The organism is Citrobacter sp. Cpa228, assembly GCF_030333085.1.
GTDB lineage: Bacteria > Pseudomonadota > Gammaproteobacteria > Enterobacterales > Enterobacteriaceae > Citrobacter > Citrobacter pasteurii.
The window spans coordinates 198858-216050 of sequence record NZ_JAOWGQ010000042.1 but is presented as its reverse complement, the minus strand read 5'-3'; the positions used below and the strand labels follow the sequence as shown (position 1 = coordinate 216050).

General features: G+C 52.7%; 17 protein-coding genes, 1 tRNA gene and 1 other RNA gene. 8 read left to right on the top strand and 11 right to left on the bottom strand.

What is annotated here, in order from left to right; translation table 11 throughout:
- Positions 1-14 precede the first annotated feature (14 nt).
- The 3 genes from cueP to OGX91_RS08625 all read right to left on the bottom strand — a co-directional run bounded on the left by cueP (position 15) and on the right by OGX91_RS08625 (position 1523).
- Positions 15-554, bottom strand: coding sequence for a copper-binding periplasmic metallochaperone CueP (cueP, locus tag OGX91_RS08635; RefSeq protein ID WP_005133818.1), 540 nt, complete (start codon positions 552-554; stop codon positions 15-17).
- Positions 555-741: 187 nt separating this feature from the next.
- Positions 742-954, bottom strand: coding sequence for a transcription antiterminator/RNA stability regulator CspE (cspE, locus tag OGX91_RS08630; protein WP_000014594.1), 213 nt, complete (start codon positions 952-954; stop codon positions 742-744).
- A 278-nt stretch (positions 955-1232) separates the two neighbouring features.
- Positions 1233-1523, bottom strand: coding sequence for an HTH-type transcriptional regulator (locus OGX91_RS08625; RefSeq protein ID WP_005133819.1), 291 nt, complete (start codon positions 1521-1523; stop codon positions 1233-1235).
- A gap of 379 nt (positions 1524-1902) precedes the next feature.
- Here OGX91_RS08625 and OGX91_RS08620 point away from each other — a divergent pair, with 379 nt between their 5' ends.
- On the top strand, positions 1903-2613 hold the full coding sequence (locus OGX91_RS08620) for a DUF3053 domain-containing protein (RefSeq protein WP_040231621.1): 711 nt from the start codon (positions 1903-1905) through the stop codon (positions 2611-2613).
- A 61-nt stretch (positions 2614-2674) separates the two neighbouring features.
- On the opposite strand, the gene ghrB is transcribed toward OGX91_RS08620, so the two are convergent.
- From ghrB to OGX91_RS08590, 6 genes are all read right to left on the bottom strand, one after another.
- Positions 2675-3649 (bottom strand): glyoxylate/hydroxypyruvate reductase GhrB, encoded by a 975-nt coding sequence (gene ghrB, locus OGX91_RS08615; protein WP_005133822.1) that lies wholly within the window; start codon positions 3647-3649, stop codon positions 2675-2677.
- 22 nt (positions 3650-3671) lie between these two features.
- Complete coding sequence (locus tag OGX91_RS08610) at positions 3672-4952, bottom strand: MFS transporter (protein WP_040231622.1); 1281 nt, start codon at positions 4950-4952, stop codon at positions 3672-3674.
- 70 nt (positions 4953-5022) lie between these two features.
- Complete coding sequence (locus OGX91_RS08605) at positions 5023-5961, bottom strand: sugar kinase (RefSeq protein WP_101742804.1); 939 nt, start codon at positions 5959-5961, stop codon at positions 5023-5025.
- Positions 5962-5964: 3 nt separating this feature from the next.
- The gene (locus tag OGX91_RS08600) at positions 5965-6714 is read right to left on the bottom strand and encodes a sugar phosphate isomerase/epimerase family protein (protein ID WP_286625972.1); all 750 of its coding nucleotides are present in this window, start codon (positions 6712-6714) and stop codon (positions 5965-5967) included.
- A gap of 99 nt (positions 6715-6813) precedes the next feature.
- Positions 6814-7830 (bottom strand): LacI family DNA-binding transcriptional regulator, encoded by a 1017-nt coding sequence (locus OGX91_RS08595; RefSeq protein WP_005133828.1) that lies wholly within the window; start codon positions 7828-7830, stop codon positions 6814-6816.
- Between the two features lie 141 nt (positions 7831-7971).
- Positions 7972-8634 carry an OmpA family lipoprotein gene (locus OGX91_RS08590; RefSeq protein WP_286625970.1) on the bottom strand — a complete coding sequence of 221 codons (663 nt, stop codon included), beginning with the start codon at positions 8632-8634 and terminating at the stop codon, positions 7972-7974.
- Between the two features lie 159 nt (positions 8635-8793).
- Here OGX91_RS08590 and OGX91_RS08585 point away from each other — a divergent pair, with 159 nt between their 5' ends.
- On the top strand, positions 8794-11127 hold the full coding sequence (locus tag OGX91_RS08585; protein WP_286625968.1) for a molybdopterin guanine dinucleotide-containing S/N-oxide reductase: 2334 nt from the start codon (positions 8794-8796) through the stop codon (positions 11125-11127).
- On the opposite strand, the gene OGX91_RS08580 is transcribed toward OGX91_RS08585, so the two are convergent.
- Both OGX91_RS08580 and tag read right to left on the bottom strand, forming a co-directional pair.
- Positions 11096-11536 carry an N-acetyltransferase gene (locus tag OGX91_RS08580; protein ID WP_286625966.1) on the bottom strand — a complete coding sequence of 147 codons (441 nt, stop codon included), beginning with the start codon at positions 11534-11536 and terminating at the stop codon, positions 11096-11098. The two genes, OGX91_RS08585 and OGX91_RS08580, sit on opposite strands and share 32 nt — an antisense overlap.
- Positions 11526-12095 carry a DNA-3-methyladenine glycosylase I gene (tag, locus tag OGX91_RS08575; RefSeq protein WP_040231626.1) on the bottom strand — a complete coding sequence of 190 codons (570 nt, stop codon included), beginning with the start codon at positions 12093-12095 and terminating at the stop codon, positions 11526-11528. The genes OGX91_RS08580 and tag overlap by 11 nt, the downstream gene beginning before the upstream one ends.
- 159 nt (positions 12096-12254) lie before the next feature.
- On the opposite strand from tag, the gene OGX91_RS08570 reads away from it, so the two are divergent.
- The 6 genes from OGX91_RS08570 (at position 12255) to OGX91_RS08545 (ending at position 17004) form a co-directional block, all read left to right on the top strand.
- Entirely contained in the window at positions 12255-12956 is a 702-nt protein-coding gene (locus OGX91_RS08570; RefSeq protein WP_040231628.1) for an autotransporter outer membrane beta-barrel domain-containing protein, read from the top strand.
- A 251-nt stretch (positions 12957-13207) separates the two neighbouring features.
- Positions 13208-14410, top strand: coding sequence for an L-lactate MFS transporter (locus OGX91_RS08565; protein WP_149691853.1), 1203 nt, complete (start codon positions 13208-13210; stop codon positions 14408-14410).
- A 209-nt stretch (positions 14411-14619) separates the two neighbouring features.
- The gene (gene eptB, locus OGX91_RS08560) at positions 14620-16311 is read left to right on the top strand and encodes a kdo(2)-lipid A phosphoethanolamine 7''-transferase (RefSeq protein WP_005133834.1); all 1692 of its coding nucleotides are present in this window, start codon (positions 14620-14622) and stop codon (positions 16309-16311) included.
- A gap of 90 nt (positions 16312-16401) precedes the next feature.
- A tRNA-Pro gene (locus tag OGX91_RS08555) sits at positions 16402-16478 on the top strand.
- 34 nt (positions 16479-16512) lie between these two features.
- Positions 16513-16631, top strand: a non-coding RNA gene (locus OGX91_RS08550) — RtT sRNA.
- A 97-nt stretch (positions 16632-16728) separates the two neighbouring features.
- Positions 16729-17004 (top strand): hypothetical protein, encoded by a 276-nt coding sequence (locus OGX91_RS08545; protein ID WP_286625963.1) that lies wholly within the window; start codon positions 16729-16731, stop codon positions 17002-17004.
- Positions 17005-17193 lie beyond the last annotated feature (189 nt).

The following is a 17193-nucleotide window of genomic DNA, read 5'->3' as shown; positions in this document are numbered from 1 at the left end:
ATTTTTTTATGTTGTTAGCGCAGCTGTAATTTAGTCAGACAGGTCTGGCTGTCTTCCATGGTCTTAATAGGATACTCCGCTGTTTTACCGTTGTAGCTTACTGCGATGGTGCCTGCCATATTGCGCGGTAGCCAAACCCCGACGAAGCCATTTCGACCGCTCTTCATCTCTTTTTGTAGCACTACATCACCCTTGTTATCCGTGACTTTGACATTGAATGTCTGCTCCGGCATTTCGCCCTGGCAGCCAGAAAGACTGTGGTTGAAGCAAGGATGTGTTTGCCACTCATAGGGGGCAAACGACAGATAGAACTTATCGCCGAGCGGCAGGGTATAGATCTGATCGCCCGAAGAGAGCTTTAGTTCAGTGCTGGTGATGGATGCCGAGTAGGGCAGTGGTCGGCTCTGGGGAGATTGGTCAATCGCCTCGACGATTTGCTCGACGGATTTCCCGCTGAGCCCGTGTTCCGCCAAAAAAGTGGCTTCAGGGGTTGCGGCGAACGCGCTACCGGTGGTGAGTAAACCTAAAACCAGCAGCAATGAGGATTTCGACATAGCTTCAATTCCTTGTGAACATTGTGGAATACAGACTGGCTCACTATAAAGCTTGCCCTTAGGGAAAGGTCAAAGGGGCGACGGGTAAAGTAATGCAAAGACGCGTGTGGGCGAGGTATTTTAGGAAGTACAGATAAAAAAAATCCCCGCCGTTGGGCAGGGATTCAGAATTTTGAGCTTTTTAAGCTTACAGGCTGGTTACGTTGCCAGCTGCCGGGCCTTTAGCGCCGCTTTCGATAGTGAAGGAAACTTTCTGACCTTCGTCCAGAGATTTGTAGCCATCGTTCTGGATAGCAGAGAAGTGTACGAACACGTCTTTAGAGCCATCGTCAGGAGTGATGAAGCCGAAACCTTTGTCAGCGTTGAACCATTTTACGATACCAGTCATTTTACCGGACATAGTGTATTACCTTTTAAAAAATAAGTGTGCCTTTCGGCGATATGGCGTGCTTTACAGATTTTTTAACAGTAAAGGAAATGCTCACTACGAGGGTATCAACGATAACTCTTGAAGGGACTTGCCTTACTAACTGCTGTAATGGTCTGTACGTCAAACCGTTGAGGGCATTAACTCATTTTACGCATGTGGATGCAACTACTATTTTCTTTTTTGTGGATAACCTCGGTATGGGAACGGCCCTTTTACAGGACCGTTATGAAGTAAAATTAAAAAATAGCTCAATCCATCAATTGTTTACTTAATCTCGGGTCTGCCTGAATCAGACGCATCAGCTTCAATTCGGTACTGGAAGGCTTTACGCGTTTAGACTCCCATTCGTGAACCATCGCGACCGTCACGCCCATTACCCGGGCAAAATCATCTGTTTTTAAACCTGTCCCTCGTCGTAGCTGTTCAAATTCGGTGAAAGGGTTGGTTTTTTGCGTCAGAGTGACGGTCTGCGATACATCTTTAAAAACAATCTGCTCCAGACTGCTTAGCAGTTCAAACATAGGATCTTTGTATTCCATTGAGAACTCCTATTAATCACACAGCGGGATCGTGAATTTTCTCGAAGCTCATTAAGAGTAGTCGCAAAAAATGAAGTCGGATTTGGGGTTTGAGAGATGGATTCGTTTCAGCAAACGGTGGGCAACAATATTTCGCAGGCTAACAAACTGATAAAGGTCGGGATCTCGAACGATCGATCCCGATTGTAAAGATGACTAAAATAGAGCGCCGTTATGTGAATGGAGCATTGTTTCGCAAAATGCAGGGTGGTGAGAACGGTTATTTTCCCCCACAAGATTACGCGGAAAGGGTATCTTGCGGGGCTGACCTGGACTATCCTTGTCAACGTCAGGCACGCGGGTGTCGTTGTGCGCATTTTTGGGTGAAAGGAGTATTAAAATGGCGACAGGTAAGTCCTGCTCTCGCTGGTTTGCGCCTGTTTTGGCGCTCTTAATGGTAGTTGGCCTGAGTGGGTGTTTTGATAAAGAAGGCGATCAACGCAAAGCGTTTATCGATTTTCTGCAGAATACTGCAATGCGTAGCGGAGAGCGTTTACCGACGCTGACTGCCGATCAGAAAAAACAGTTTGGCCCGTTTGTGTCCGATTACGCGATTCTTTATGGCTATTCACAGCAGGTTAATCAGGCAATGGACTCCGGTCTGCGCCCGGTTGTTGATAGCGTAAACGCAATCCGTGTTCCTCAGGATTATATGACTCAGCGTGAACCGCTGCGTCAGGCAAATGGCGCGCTGGGCGTGTTAGGACAACAGTTGCAGAATGCGAAGCTACAGGCAGATGCTGCCCATGGCGCGCTGAAGCAGGGTGAGGATCTGAAGCCGGTCTTTGACCAGGTTTACAATAAAGTCGTCACTGTACCTGCAGAGGCGTTACAGCCACTGATCCCAGCCGCGCAAGTTTTCACGCAGCAGTTGGTGCAGGTGGGCGATTTCATCGCGCAGCAGGATACACAAGTGAGCTTTGTTGCGAACGGCATCCAGTTCCCAACCTCACAACAGGCCAGTCAGTACAATACGCTGATTGGCCCGCTGGCGGCGCAGCATCAGGCATTTAATCAGGCATGGACTGCTGCGGTGAATGCCGCGCAGTAATCGTCGTACGGTAAGACAAATTAAAGGCCGGGTGAGCATCAATGCTACCCGGCCTTTTGTGTTATTTGGCCACTTGCGGATTCACGCAGTTCTTCTCAACTTTCCCCTGCAGTGCGTCAATTAAGTTATCCACAGCACAAGCCGCCATGTTATAGCGCGTTTCATGCGTGGCTGAACCAATATGCGGTACCGCCACCACATTCGGCAGCGACAGCAGCGGTGAGTCTGACGGCAACGGCTCTTGTTCAAACACATCCAGGCCCGCGGCATGAATCTCCCCGCTTTGCAGGGCGGCGATCAGTGCGTTTTCATCCACCACCGGGCCACGCCCGGCGTTAATGAAAATGGCAGAAGACTTCATTTTGGCAAACTGTTCGGTACTGAACAGATGGTGGGTTTCGTCCGTTAACGGCAGAATCAGGCAAACAAAATCCGATTCCTGCAGCAGCGTATCCAGGTCACAGTAGCGCGCGTTGAAACGCTCTTCCGCTTCCTGATGATGGCGGCGTGCGTTGTAGAGAATCGGCATGCTAAAGCCGAAATGCGCGCGTTGCGCCAGCGCCAGTCCAATGCGTCCCATGCCGACAATGCCCAGCGTCTTGTGGTGAACATCGGTACCAAACCAGTCGGCCCCGATGCTTTTTGTCCATTCGCCTGCCTTCACGCGTTCAGCGACTTCCACCACGCGGCGAGCGGTGCTTAACACCAGTGCCATTACCGTGTCCGCCACGGTTTCTGTCAGCACCGTTGGCGTGTGCATCAGCAGCACCTTACGTGCGTTTAAGGCCTCAACATCGAAGTTGTCATAGCCTACGGAAATGGTGGAGGTCGCGCGCAGTTTCGGCATTTTCTCCAGCAGGGCGGTATTGACGGCTTCACTGGAGCCCAGCAGACCTTCCGCGCTGGCAAAGGCTTCGGCGTGCTGTGCTACGGTTTCTGAACGCAGGTTAGGCACCTGAGTGACAGTAAAATGCTCTTCCAGGCGATGCAGTAAATCGTCAGGTAACGCTTTATAGAGAATAATGGACGGCTTCATGCGAATCTCCGTAAGTTAAAATTTAAGCGTGGCGTGCGCCAATAGGTAGCTGTTGATTATTAGCAGGCTTAACGATCAGAGTTAGCCATACTGAGACAAAAAGCGCTACCCCCATAAAAATGTATGAGGCGGACGGGCTGCCGGTGGTGCCATTGAGGTAGCCGACAAACCAGGAGCCAAAGAATGAGCCTAATGCGCCCATGCTGTTGATCAATGCCATTGCTCCCCCAGCGACGTTGCGCGGTAACATCTCAGGAATGATGGCGAAGAAGGGGCCATAAGGGGCATACATGGCCGCACCGGCGATAACCAGCAGTGTGTAAGAAATCCAGAAATGGTCTGCGCCAACGGCCCAGGAGCCAATAAAGGCGAAAGCGGCAATCAGCAGCAGTGGCCAGACAAACAGCTTACGATTTTGCAGTTTATCGGAAGCCCAGGAAACGAGGATCATCGCCGCCGTCGCCGCCAGATACGGAACAGACGAAAGCCAACCGACCTCTACCATACCCAGGTTGGCACCGCCACTGCGGATAATTGACGGCAACCACAGAACAAAACCGTAGACGCCAATACTCCAGGCAAAGTACTGCATGCACAGCAGAATAACGTTACGTGAACGGAACGCTTCGCCGTAGTTACGCACGGCTTTGATACCCTGCTGTTCTTTTTCTAACTGGGCCTGCAGCGCGGCTTTTTCGGATTCTGACAACCAGCCTACCTGCGACGGTTTATCTTTTACCAGTACCCACCAGCAGAACGCCCAGATGATGGCCGGAAAACCTTCAATGATGAACATTTCACGCCAGCCCAGCGCCTGGATCAGATACCCGGAAACCACGGACATCCACAGGACGGTGACTGGGTTACCGAGGATCAGAAAGGTATTAGCACGCGAACGCTCGGACTTCGTAAACCAGTTACTGATATAAATCAGCATTGCGGGCATCACGGCGGCTTCAACGACGCCAAGAATAAAGCGGATGGCGGCAAGCATTGGAATATTGCTGACCATCCCGGTCAGTGACGCGCAGGCGCCCCACAGAATCAGGCAGATAAAAATCAGTTTACGTACGCTGCGGCGTTCGGCGTAAATTGCGCCTGGGATCTGGAAGAAGAAATAGCCAAGAAAAAACAGAGCCCCCAGCAGGGAGGAGATCCCTTTGGTAATACCGAGGTCCTCGTTGATACCGGCTGCGGAAGCGAAGCTGAAGTTCGCGCGATCAAGGTACGCCAGGCTGTACGTGATAAACACGATTGGCATGATGTACCACCAGCGTTTTGCTGCATTGGTTGAGCTATTCATAGACTGCCCTCTGGTTATGCTGATACGCCGCCTCTGAATGTAGGATACAGAGACAGAGTTGGCCGGGAATTTATTCCCCTAATTGTTCACGTGTGGGTAATCCTTCGCTGTCGCCCTGAACCTGAATGGCCAGTGCGCCAATTTTATTGCCACGAGTCACCGCCTGATGCAGCGAGCGCCCTTCCAGCAGGGCGCTGATAACGCCCACGGCAAAGCCATCGCCTGCGCCGACCGTATCGACCACGTTGTCGACTTTTACCGGTGCGACGCAGCCTTGTTCACCGCTGGCGGTTTTGTACCAGGCGCCATCAGCCCCGGTTTTGATGATCACGGCCTTCACCCCGTGGCGCAGATAAAAGTCGGCGATGGCTTCAGGCGTCTGCTGACCGGTTAAAATCATGCCCTCTTTTAACCCCGGCAGTACCCAGTCAGCCTGGAATGCCAGTCGGTTGAGTTTTTCCACCATCTCGCCTTCGCTTTTCCACAGTACCGGGCGTAAATTCGGGTCGAACGAGATGGTCTTCCCTTGCACTTTCAGCGTGCGGGCGGTATGGGCCAGCAGTTCATAAGAGCTGGCCGAAAGCGCCGCCGCGACGCCGCTCAGGTGCAGGTGGCGCGCGCTGGCGAAGTAGGCTTCGTGAAAATCCTCAACGCTGAGGTGGCTGGCAGCAGAACCTTTGCGGAAATATTCCACAATGGGATCGGTTCCATTTTCGACTTTAGATTTAAGCTGAAAGCCGGTAGCGTAGCGCCCGTCCAGAGTGACTCCCTGCGCATCAATCCCTTCTTTCTCCAGCGACTTAATAATAAAACGGCCAAAACTGTCGTTACCTACGCGGCTTACCCAGCCTACGTTCAGACCCAGGCGAGCAAGTCCGGTTGCCACATTAAGTTCAGCGCCAGCAACGCGCTTGATAAACTGCTCCACATCTGCCAGTTCGCCGGTTTGCGTGGCGACAAACATCGCCATCGCTTCACCAATCGTGACCACATCCAGTGACTTTTTCATGCGTTACTCCTCGCGTAACAACTCGACGTAACGGCGGGTAACCGCCGTCAAATCCTGCCCTTCCAGGGGAAACTCAATGCCGCGTGGAACATCGCCGGGCAGCGTTTTTAGAAGCGCCAGCCAGCGCGGATCGGCTGCATCAGGCGGTACGGCGCGGTAGCTGTCGCGATGCACAACGGCGGCTTTGACATGGATATACCCAACGGTTGACGCCAGTTTCTGCGCCGCCTGTTCCGGGGAGTCGCCCACCCACAGCCAGTTGCCCATATCGAAGGTCAGAGATATCGGCAGATTTTGCGTCTGGCAGGCTTCGTTAAAGCGCTGCATCGGCTTCAGGCGTCCGCAGGCGGTCTGATCGTTTTCGACAACCAGTTCCATTCCGCTGTTGTCCAGCCATTCACGTAACACGTTGAACTGTTCGGTATGGGAGAAATGGCCGAGGGAGACTTTTAGCCACAGCGCCTGCAGGGCCTGTGCTTCTTCAAGTAGTGCAGGAAGTCGGGGATTGAGGCTACCGTCCTCAAGGAACAACGGCTCAGGCGCTGAGTAACAGGCCAGCAGGCCGAAGATTTCGATAGCAGATGCCACCGTAGACAGCGTGTGCAGCTCGGCGTCGGTCAGCAATTCGCGGCGGATTTCGACGCCGTCAGCACCGGCTTCAGCGATAATGGGCAGCATTGCCGTTTGCCCGCCAGCGGCCCGTACCTGGTCGTGGCCGTAAGCGGCGGTGACCACCATAATTTTTCTTTTCATGGAAACTCCAGACTAGCGTTCTTGCTATAACGCTAGATGGAACCGGTTCCAAAGAAAAGCTTATGATTTTGAATTTATGATCACCATCACGAAGGAAATTTAACGAGCGGTAGAGCCGCGAACGATCAGTTCGCCGGAGAAGACCTGTTCCTGAATGGCAGCAGAGCCGCCATCGATCCTGCGTACAACCTGCTCAACGGCGGTGTAGCCAATCTGCCAGGTAGGTTGTTTTAACGTGGTAATACCAACGCCCGCCAGCTCGGCCCATTCCAGTTCGTCAAAACCGAGCAGGCCGATATCGCTGCCCCAGTTAAGGCCAATGCGTTTCAGGGCGCGGGCAACCTGCAGTGTGAGAGCACCATTAGCTGAGATAACGGCTTTGCGCATTCCCCGGTGCTGCTGGTGGAACTGGCGCAGGGTGTCGTCCAGTTGCGTATTGTCCGTGAGCGGGACTTCGGCATTTTGCGCGATAACGCCGGGGTACTGTGCGAGGGTGGCGCGAAAAGCGCTCAGGCGCTCGCGGCGGGTATTCACCATGCCGAGTGGTTCGCTGAGGAACAGAATGGCTTCAAAACCTTGTTCGACCAGATGTTCCGTGGCAACCGTTGCCGCCTGGGTGTTATCCAGCCCGACCATATCACAGGCGAAATCGGGAATTTTACGGTCAATCAGCACCATCGGCAGCGCAGACTGCTGCAGCCGATTTAGTCCCTCTTCGCGCATCCCTACGGCGTTGACCACAATCCCTTCGACCTGGTAGCTGCGCAGTAGGTCGAGATAATGCAGCTCCTGATCCACTTCGTTGTTGGTGTTGCACACCAGTGGAGTAAAGCCTTTGTCACGGCAGGCGGCTTCAATACCGCTTAACACGTTGACGGAGTAGGGGTTGGTTATATCAGCGATAATCAGGCCAATCAGGCGGGTACGCCCATGTTTCAGGCCTCTTGCCATCAGACTGGGACGGTAGTCGAGATCGGCAATGGCTTGTTCAATGCGGGCCAATAGCGCGTCGGAAAGCAGATGCTTTTCACCGTTGAGATAGCGTGAAATGCTGGTCTTGCCGGTTTTTGCGGCCTTCGCCACATCGCTGATGGTTGCCCGTGTTGATTTGCTCATCGCTGATTTCCCTGAATTTCGTGTGAATACCTTAGCGGGAAAATCTGACGAAGCAAGTAATTTGCCCGGTGGCGCTGCGCTTACCGGGCCTACATGTCGAACGTAGACCGGGTAAGGCGAAGCCGCCACCCGGCTCAACGATTACTGCACAGGACTCAACGTAATCTCTACGCGACGGTTCTGCGCTTTACCTTCCGCCGTGCTGTTGCTGGCGATCGGATTTGCCGGACCCATGCCCTGAGTGCGGATACGGTTAGCGGCAACCCCTTGCGTGATCAAGGCGCTGGCCACGGAGTCCGCGCGTTGTTGAGACAGACGCATGTTCAAATCCTGGCTGCCAGTGCTGTCGGTGAAGCCCAGCACGTTGACGGCGGTTTTATTGTACTCTTTCAGTACCATTGCCACGCCGGTCAGGGTGTTGGCACCAGCAGGTTTCATGTTGGCGCTGCTGCTGTCGAAGGTGACGTTATTCGGCATATTCAGAATGATGTTATCGCCACTACGCGTCACGCTGACGCCCGTTCCCTGCATTTTGTCGCGCAGTTTGGCTTCCTGCACGTCCATGTAATAACCGACACCGCCGCCAACGGCCGCACCCGCCGCTGCGCCAATCAGTGCGCCTTTACCGCGATCTTTCTTCGAAGACGAGAGTGCGCCAATACCCGCACCAACCAGGGAACCGATACCCGCGCCGATGCCGGATTTCCCTGCTTCTCGCTCGCCGGTGTAAGGGTTTGTTGTGCAGCCAGAAACCGCCAGGGCGCCGCTCACGATGGCAGCAATAACAAAAACACGTTTCTTCATCTTAATTCCTTAATGACTTTTTTCTTCTTTACCACAGCGACCGTGGCGGTTGATTATGACGTGTGAACATGAAGAAAATTCCAGGGAAGACTCTGAAATTTGTAAGTAACATTGAACGGCATAACAATAAGCCGTCACATCGCATTCAGGAGCGCCATCTTGGCTAATTCACCCGCACATTACCCGGTGTTAACCGCCGCCCACTGGGGACCTGTTCTCGTCGACACCGATGGAGAGACGGTTTTCTCTTCGCGTGGCGCGCTGCCCACCGCCCATCCCAACTCTTTGCAAACCGTGGTGCGCGACCAGGTGCACAGTAAAACGCGGGTACGTTTTCCAATGGTGCGTAAAGGCTTTCTCGCCTCGCCGGAGAATCCCCAGGGCGTGCGTGGGCAGGATGAATTTGTTCGCGTCAGTTGGGACGACGCGCTGAATCTTATCCATACGCAGCATAAACGCATCCGTGACAGCTACGGCCCGGCCTCGATTTTTGCCGGTTCCTACGGCTGGCGCTCTAACGGCGTGTTACACAAAGCGGCGACCCTGCTACAGCGCTATATGGCGCTGGCAGGCGGTTATACCGGGCATCTGGGGGATTATTCGACAGGGGCTGCGCAGGCGATCATGCCTTACGTGGTCGGCGGCAATGAAGTTTACCAGCAGCAGACCAGCTGGCCTGTGGTGTTGGAGAACAGCGAGGTGGTGGTGTTATGGAGCGCTAATCCACTGAATACACTGAAGATTGCCTGGAATGCCTCCGACGAGCAGGGGCTCGCTTACTTTGAGGCTTTGCGCGACAGCGGCAAGCGACTGATCTGCATCGATCCGATGCGATCGGAAAGTGTCGAATTCTTTGGCGAAAAGATGGAATGGATTGCCCCGCATATGGGGACCGACGTGGCGCTGATGCTGGGCATCGCGCATACGCTGGTGGAAAACGACTGGCACGACGAGGATTTTCTCGCCCGTTGTACAACCGGATATGATTCGTTCGCTGACTACCTGCTGGGTAAATCCGATGGAATAGCGAAAACTGCAGAATGGGCTGCTGAAATTTGTAGTATTCCGGCAGCGAAAATACGCGAACTTGCGGCAATATTTCACCAAAATACCACCATGCTGATGGCCGGCTGGGGTATGCAGCGTCAGCAGTATGGCGAGCAGAAACACTGGATGATCGTTACCCTGGCCGCCATGCTTGGGCAGATTGGGACGCCCGGCGGTGGCTTTGGACTGTCGTATCATTTTGCCAACGGCGGGAACCCGACGCGCCGTGCTGCGGTGCTGGCTTCAATGCAGGGTAGCGTTAAAGGCGGCACCGACGCGGTGGATAAAATCCCGGTGGCGCGTATCGTTGAGGCGCTGGAAAACCCCGGCGGTTTCTATCAGCACAACGGTATGGATCGGCATTTCCCGGACATCCGCATGCTGTGGTGGGCAGGCGGCGCCAACTTCACCCATCATCAGGATACCAACCGTTTGATCCGCGCCTGGCAAAAGCCGGAGTTGGTGGTTATCTCAGAGTGTTTCTGGACTGCTGCGGCGAAGCATGCCGATATCGTGTTACCCGCGACCACCTCTTTTGAACGTAACGATTTGACCATGACCGGAGACTACAGCAACCAGCATCTGGTGCCGATGAAGCAGGTCGTGCCGCCACAGGCTGAAGCGCGCAACGATTTTGATGTTTTTGCCGAGCTTAGCGAGCGCTGGGAACAGGGCGGTTATGCCCGATTCACTGAGGGGAAAAGCGAACTGGCGTGGCTGGAAACTTTTTACGACATTGCTGCGCAGCGTGGTGCCAGCCAGCAGGTTACACTGCCGCCCTTCGCTGAGTTCTGGCAAAAGAATGCACTGATCGAAATGCCGGAAAACGCCGCCAGCGCGCAGTTTATCCGTTTTGCGGATTTTCGCCGCGATCCACAGGCGCATCCGCTGAAAACGGACAGTGGAAAAATTGAAATCTATTCTGCAAAAATTGCAGGTTACGGCTATGCAGATTGTGCAGGACACCCGATGTGGCTGGAGCCTGATGAGTGGTTCGGCAATGCCGAACCCGACCAACTGCAGGTGCTCTCTGCCCATCCGGCTCACCGTTTGCACAGCCAGCTCAACTACAGTGCGTTACGCGAACAGTATGCGGTGGCGGATCGGGAGCCAGTGACGATTCACCCGCAGGATGCGCAAGCGCGGGGGATTGCAGATGGCGATACGGTCAGGGTGTGGAACCACCGCGGGCATATCCTGGCGGGTGCCGTGGTGACGGAAGGCATCAAACCTGGCGTCATCTGTATTCATGAAGGCGCCTGGCCTGATTTGGAACCGACAGCTGACGGTATTTGTAAAAATGGCGCCGTCAACGTGCTGACCAAAGATCTCCCCAGCTCGAAGCTGGGGAATGGCTGCGCGGGCAACACTGCGTTGGCGTGGCTGGAGAAGTACAGTGGGCCTACTCTGACACTTACCGCGTTTGATCCACCTGCCAGCCCATAATCCAGGTTGGATGGTGAGTCTCTTCCTGCCATGCGCTGTCTTCAATGCGAAAGCCCAGTGCGTGGTAAAAGTTTACCGCTGATTGGTTCTTCTGGTAGACCTCCAGGCTGAGCAACGAAAAGCGCTGCTGCACATGTTGCACCAGCGCTTTACCGATACCGCTTCTGATGGCGGCAGGCTTGACAAACAGCGCGCCTAAAAAGCGCTCTTCCATCACGCTGGCAAAACCTTTGAGCACACCGTTTTCTTCCCACACCCAGGTTTGCGCGGCGGGCAGGTAGACATCACGTACGATAGGCTCACTCTCACGCCAGTAGCGTTTTTCGATAAACGGATGGGCATGGATCGTGCTTTCCATCCACAGCGCCAGAATCGACGGTAGATCGTCAGCCTTTGATTCACGAATCATGTCGTTCTCCTGGGTAACAGATGCAGCTGGTGACATGATCGTTGACCAGCCCGCACGCCTGCATAAAGGAGTAACAGATGGTGGTGCCGACAAACTTAAACCCACGTTTTTTTAACGCCTTAGACAGCGCATCTGACGCAGGCGTTGAGGTGGGGATATCGCTCAGGTTAGCGGCGCGGGTCAGTTGCGGTTGGTTATCAACAAATGACCAGACGAACTCGCTAAATGACTCTCCATTTTGCGCCATCGTCTGGTAAGCGCGAGCGTTACCGATAATGGCCTGAATTTTTCCGCGATGGCGGATAATACCGGCATCCAGTACCAGCCTTTCTACATCCTCTTCGGTCATCGCCGCAACGGTTACAGGATCGAAGTGGTGAAATGCCAGGCGATAGTTTTCCCGTTTCTTCAGCACCGTTATCCACGACAGCCCAGCCTGCTGGCCTTCAAGGCAGATCATTTCGAACAGCTTTTTACCATCGGTTTCCGGGACGCCCCATTCCTTGTCATGATAGGCAATGTATAGTGGATCCTGACTGACCCAGCCGCAACGCTGCATACTCTTCCTCGCTGTTTTTACTGGCGTAAAAATTTCATTCGGCCCGCCTTGACGCGCCCGCTAAAAAGACAATATTTAATACAGGGTCTCATGTGCCCGATATCCTTTAAACAATGACAATAATATCGCCGAATTCGGCTCTTTTCTGGAGTCGCGTTGATGATTATAAGAAACAGTAGTGGTCGTCAGAGGTTAACTCTGGCGAACGTCATCGTCTGTGCGCTGTTTGCCAATACGGCATATGGCTGGCAACAAGAATATATCGTTGATGCGCTGTCCGGTCATACGTCGGAACGCTATACATGGGACAGCGATCACCAACCACGTTATAACGACATTCTGGAAGAGCGCATTCGCTCCACCCAGAACGTGGCGGGGCCGGTGGTGAATCTGGCGGACCAAACGGCTCTGGATGCGACCAGCGGTATGAGCGTGGGCTGGAATTTTCCCCTTTCCCGTAAGGTGACGACGGGACCCGTCGCAGCCCTGCATTATGATGGTTCAGCCACCTCTACCTACAACGAATTTGGCGACAGTGTGACTTCGCTAACGCTGACCGATCCGATGTGGCATGCCAGCGTCAGTACCCTGGGCTGGCGGGTCGACTCGCAGTTTGGCGATGTACGGCCATGGGCGCAAATCAGTTATAACCAGCAATTTGGCGAGAATATCTGGAAGGCGCAATCGGGTCTCAGCCGCATGACGGCGGCGAGTCAGGATGGTAACTGGGTCGATGTTACTGTGGGTGCAGATATGCTGCTGAATCAGCATATGGCTGCCTATGCGGCACTTTCTCAGGCAGAAAACAGTACGAATGACAGCGATTATCGGTACACGATGGGAGTGAACGCCAAATTTTAACGAAAAAAAGCCTGGATAAAACATCTCTGTTACATGTTGGGATCAATAATCACACGCATTACAGCGATAGCGTGCACTAACTCCGGCAATAAAATTCAGTAACCCGACTTTTTGTCTCGTCATTCATTCCGCAATCCAGGCATTTCATTCCGTCCTGATGGCATTTCATGCCGTTTTCCCCAGGTCATAAAAGCGTTTCGGTATGGTTGTCGGCAGAGAATTTCCCATTTTGTATATGCAGGAAGACTGCCATGAAAACTTCTGATTATCAGCGTACCCGGTGGCTGACACTGATCGGCACCATCATTACCCAATTTGCATTAGGTTCTGTTTATACCTGGAGCCTGTTCAATGGCGCACTCTCTTCAAAGCTCGATGCACCGGTGAGTCAGGTTGCATTTTCCTTTGGTTTGCTGAGTCTGGGTCTGGCGATATCTTCTTCCATCGCCGGGAAGCTTCAGGAACGTTTCGGTGTGAAACGCGTCACCATGGCATCGGGTATCTTACTGGGTGTGGGCTTCTTCTTAACTGCGCATTCTGACAGCCTGATTATGCTGTGGCTGAGTGCCGGTGTACTGGTTGGCCTGGCTGACGGTGCAGGGTACCTGTTAACCCTGTCCAACTGCGTGAAATGGTTCCCTGAGCGTAAGGGGCTGATTTCCGCCTTCGCCATCGGTTCTTACGGCCTGGGTAGCCTCGGTTTTAAATTTATCGACAGCCAACTGCTGAGCACTGTGGGTCTGGAAAAGACCTTTATGATTTGGGGCGCGATTGTACTGGTGATGATTGTCTTTGGCTCCACGCTGATGAAAGATGCGCCAAACCAGGAAGTTAAAGCCGTAAATGGCGTGGTAGAGAATGACTACACGCTGGCGCAATCCATGCGTAAACCACAGTACTGGATGCTGGCAGTGATGTTCCTGACGGCGTGCATGAGCGGGCTTTACGTGATTGGTGTCGCGAAAGATATCGCCCAAAGCCTGGCAAAAATGGATGTGGCAACAGCGGCGAATGCGGTAACCGTTATTTCTATCGCGAACCTGTCAGGTCGTCTGGTTCTGGGGATTCTGTCCGATAAAATCTCCCGTATTCGCGTGATCACCATCGGTCAGGTCGTTTCGCTGGTGGGTATGGCGGCGCTGCTTTTTGCTCCGCTGAATGAAGTGACATTCTTCGCAGCCATTGCCTGTGTCGCCTTCAACTTCGGTGGCACCATTACGGTCTTCCCGTCACTGGTGAGTGAGTTCTTCGGCCTGAATAACCTGGCGAAAAACTATGGGGTCATCTACCTGGGCTTCGGCATTGGCAGCATCTGCGGGTCAATTATCGCCTCGCTGTTCGGCGGTTTCTATGTCACCTTCTGCGTTATCTTTGCGCTGTTAATCATCTCGCTGGCGCTTTCTACCACCATTCGTCAGCCGCAGCGTAGCGTCTATACCGAGGCTCACGCCTGAATCTATTAGCGGTCTTATTTATACCCGGCGCATATATTTACAAAAATATATGCGCTGTTTGCATTCACCATAAGCACTTTTCTCCTCTCCTGTGGTCTACTTAGCCGCGCCCGTAGACATTTCATCTCTGCTGTTGTCGCATTTTCCCCTGTTTGGTCGATTGACCACTTCACAGGGTGTTTTTATCCCGATTCCCAGGGTTTTTTTGCATGAGATACATTAAATCGATGACGCAGCAAAAGCTTAGCTTCTTGCTTGCGATCTATATCGGTCTGTTTATGAACTGCGCAGTTTTTTATCGCCGCTTCGGCAGCTATGTGCAGGAATTTACCGCGTTGAAAGGAATCTCTGCGGTTGTTGAATTGGCCGGCACCGTGCTGGTTACCTTCTTTTTACTTCGTCTTTTGTCTCTGTTTGGTCGGCGGGCATGGCGCGTACTGGCTACCTTTGTGGTGCTGTGTTCCGCTGGTGCCAGCTATTACATGACCTTCCTGAATGTGGTCATTGGCTACGGCATTATTGCCTCGGTCATGACAACCGATATTGATTTATCAAAAGAAGTTGTCGGCTGGCATTTTATCGTGTGGTTGGTGTCGGTCAGCATTTTGCCGTTGCTGCTTATCTGGAGTAACCGCTGCCGCTATACCCTGCTAAAACAAATACGTACGCCAGGTATGAGATGGCGTAGTGTGGCCGTTGTTCTGTTGGCTGGTTTGATGGTGTGGGCGCCGATTCGTTTACTTGGAATACAGCAGAGATCAGTAGAACGGGAAACCGGTATTGATTTGCCCAGCTACGGTGGCGTAGTGGCAAATTCATATTTGCCTTCAAACTGGCTGTCCGCGCTGGGTCTGTATGCCTGGGCGCAGGTGGATGAATCTTCAGACAACAAATCGCTGATGAACCCGGCGAAGAAGTTTACCTATGTTGCGCCCAAAAACCTCGACGACACCTACGTGGTCTTTATTATCGGCGAAACGACCCGCTGGGATCATATGGGTATTTTTGGCTACGAGAGAAATACTACGCCAAGGCTGGCTCAGGAAAAAAACCTGGCCGCTTTCCGCGGATATTCGTGTGATACGGCAACCAAACTTTCGCTACGCTGTATGTTTGTTCGTGAAGGCGGAGCAGAGGAAAACCCGCAGCGTACGCTGAAAGAACAAAACGTCTTTTCCGTACTCAGCCAGCTAGGTTTTAATACCGATCTCTACGCGATGCAAAGTGAGATGTGGTTTTACAGCAACACGATGGCTGAGAACATCGCATATCGTGAGCAGATTGGCGCTGAGCCGCGTAACCGTGGCAAAACGGTTGACGATATGCTGCTGATCTCTGAGATGCAGCAATCAATCAAACCGGACGATAATGGTAAGCACCTGATTATCCTGCATACCAAAGGCTCGCACTTTAACTACACGCAGCGCTATACCCGTGAGTACGCCCAGTGGAAGCCGGAGTGTGTCAATGTTGACAGCGGTTGTTCGAAAGCGCAGATGATTAACTCATTTGATAACTCGGTGACCTATGTTGACCACTTTATCACCAAAGTGTTTGACCAGCTGCGCGATAAGAAAGCGATTGTGTTCTATGCTGCCGATCACGGTGAGTCGATTAACGAACGGGAGCACCTGCACGGTACGCCACGTAAAATGGCACCGCCAGAGCAGTTCCGCGTTCCTATGATGGTGTGGATGTCTGATAAGTATCTGGAAGACCCCGATCATGCGAAAGCCTTCGCCCACCTTAAGCAGGAGGCTGATATGAAGGTTCCGCGTCGCCATGTTGAACTGTACGACACTATTCTCGGTTGCCTCGGTTATACCTCGCCAAATGGCGGTATAAATGAGAATAACAACTGGTGTCATGTCCCGGACGACAAGAAGGCTGTAGTCCAGTAGTGGGCTGCTGACTTTCTCGCCGATCGAATGGCATTTTGATACTAAGGGATTGACGGGCGTGCAGCTGAGCAGTAAGATGCGCCCCGCATTCGGTGATTGGCGCAGCCTGGTAGCGCACTTCGTTCGGGACGAAGGGGTCGGAGGTTCGAATCCTCTATCACCGACCAAATTAGAAAAGCCCGCTCTTTGAGCGGGCTTTTTGCTTTCCGGAATCCACGAGGATGAGAACCTCCGGGGGCAAGAGGTTCGACTCGAGCGGAGCGAGAGAACGTTGCGCCAGCAACGGCCCGCAGTGGCGAGTAATCCTCTATCACCGACCAAATTCAAAACCCTGCTCAGCGAGCAGGGTTTTTTGCTTTGTAGGCCTGATAAGCGCAGCGCCATCAGGCAATATTGGAGACATTGCCGGATGGCGGCGTGGACGCCTTATCCGGCCTACAGGCTCAGTTTCATCCCGGCGTGTATGGTGTTATTCCAACCCCACCTTTGACCTTCATTTTATCTGCAAAAATTGTGCACCACTTCCCACTGACTGTTAACGATTCTGTGACATATTCCATTGCCTTTTTTTATATTTGCTTGAATCTTTTTTTGCGTTACTTATGGCTGAACCCAGCATTTTCCGCTGTGCGTTTTAACGTTCATGGTATTAATCGCTCAGATATGCAGCATGTGTTGAGAAAATTTTCATAATTTGCATAAATGTTAATCACTAAATGTTTCTGAATATGAAGATGTTTATTCTGGCATAGTGCGCGTAGCACAAATTTCCCTGCTGAAAATACCCGCTTGCACTTTTTTTAATCTTTGTTTGCCAATTCTCACCGTTGATGTAAATCGTGGTTACCTGTATTGACGTTTTCACATTCTGTTGACAGATTG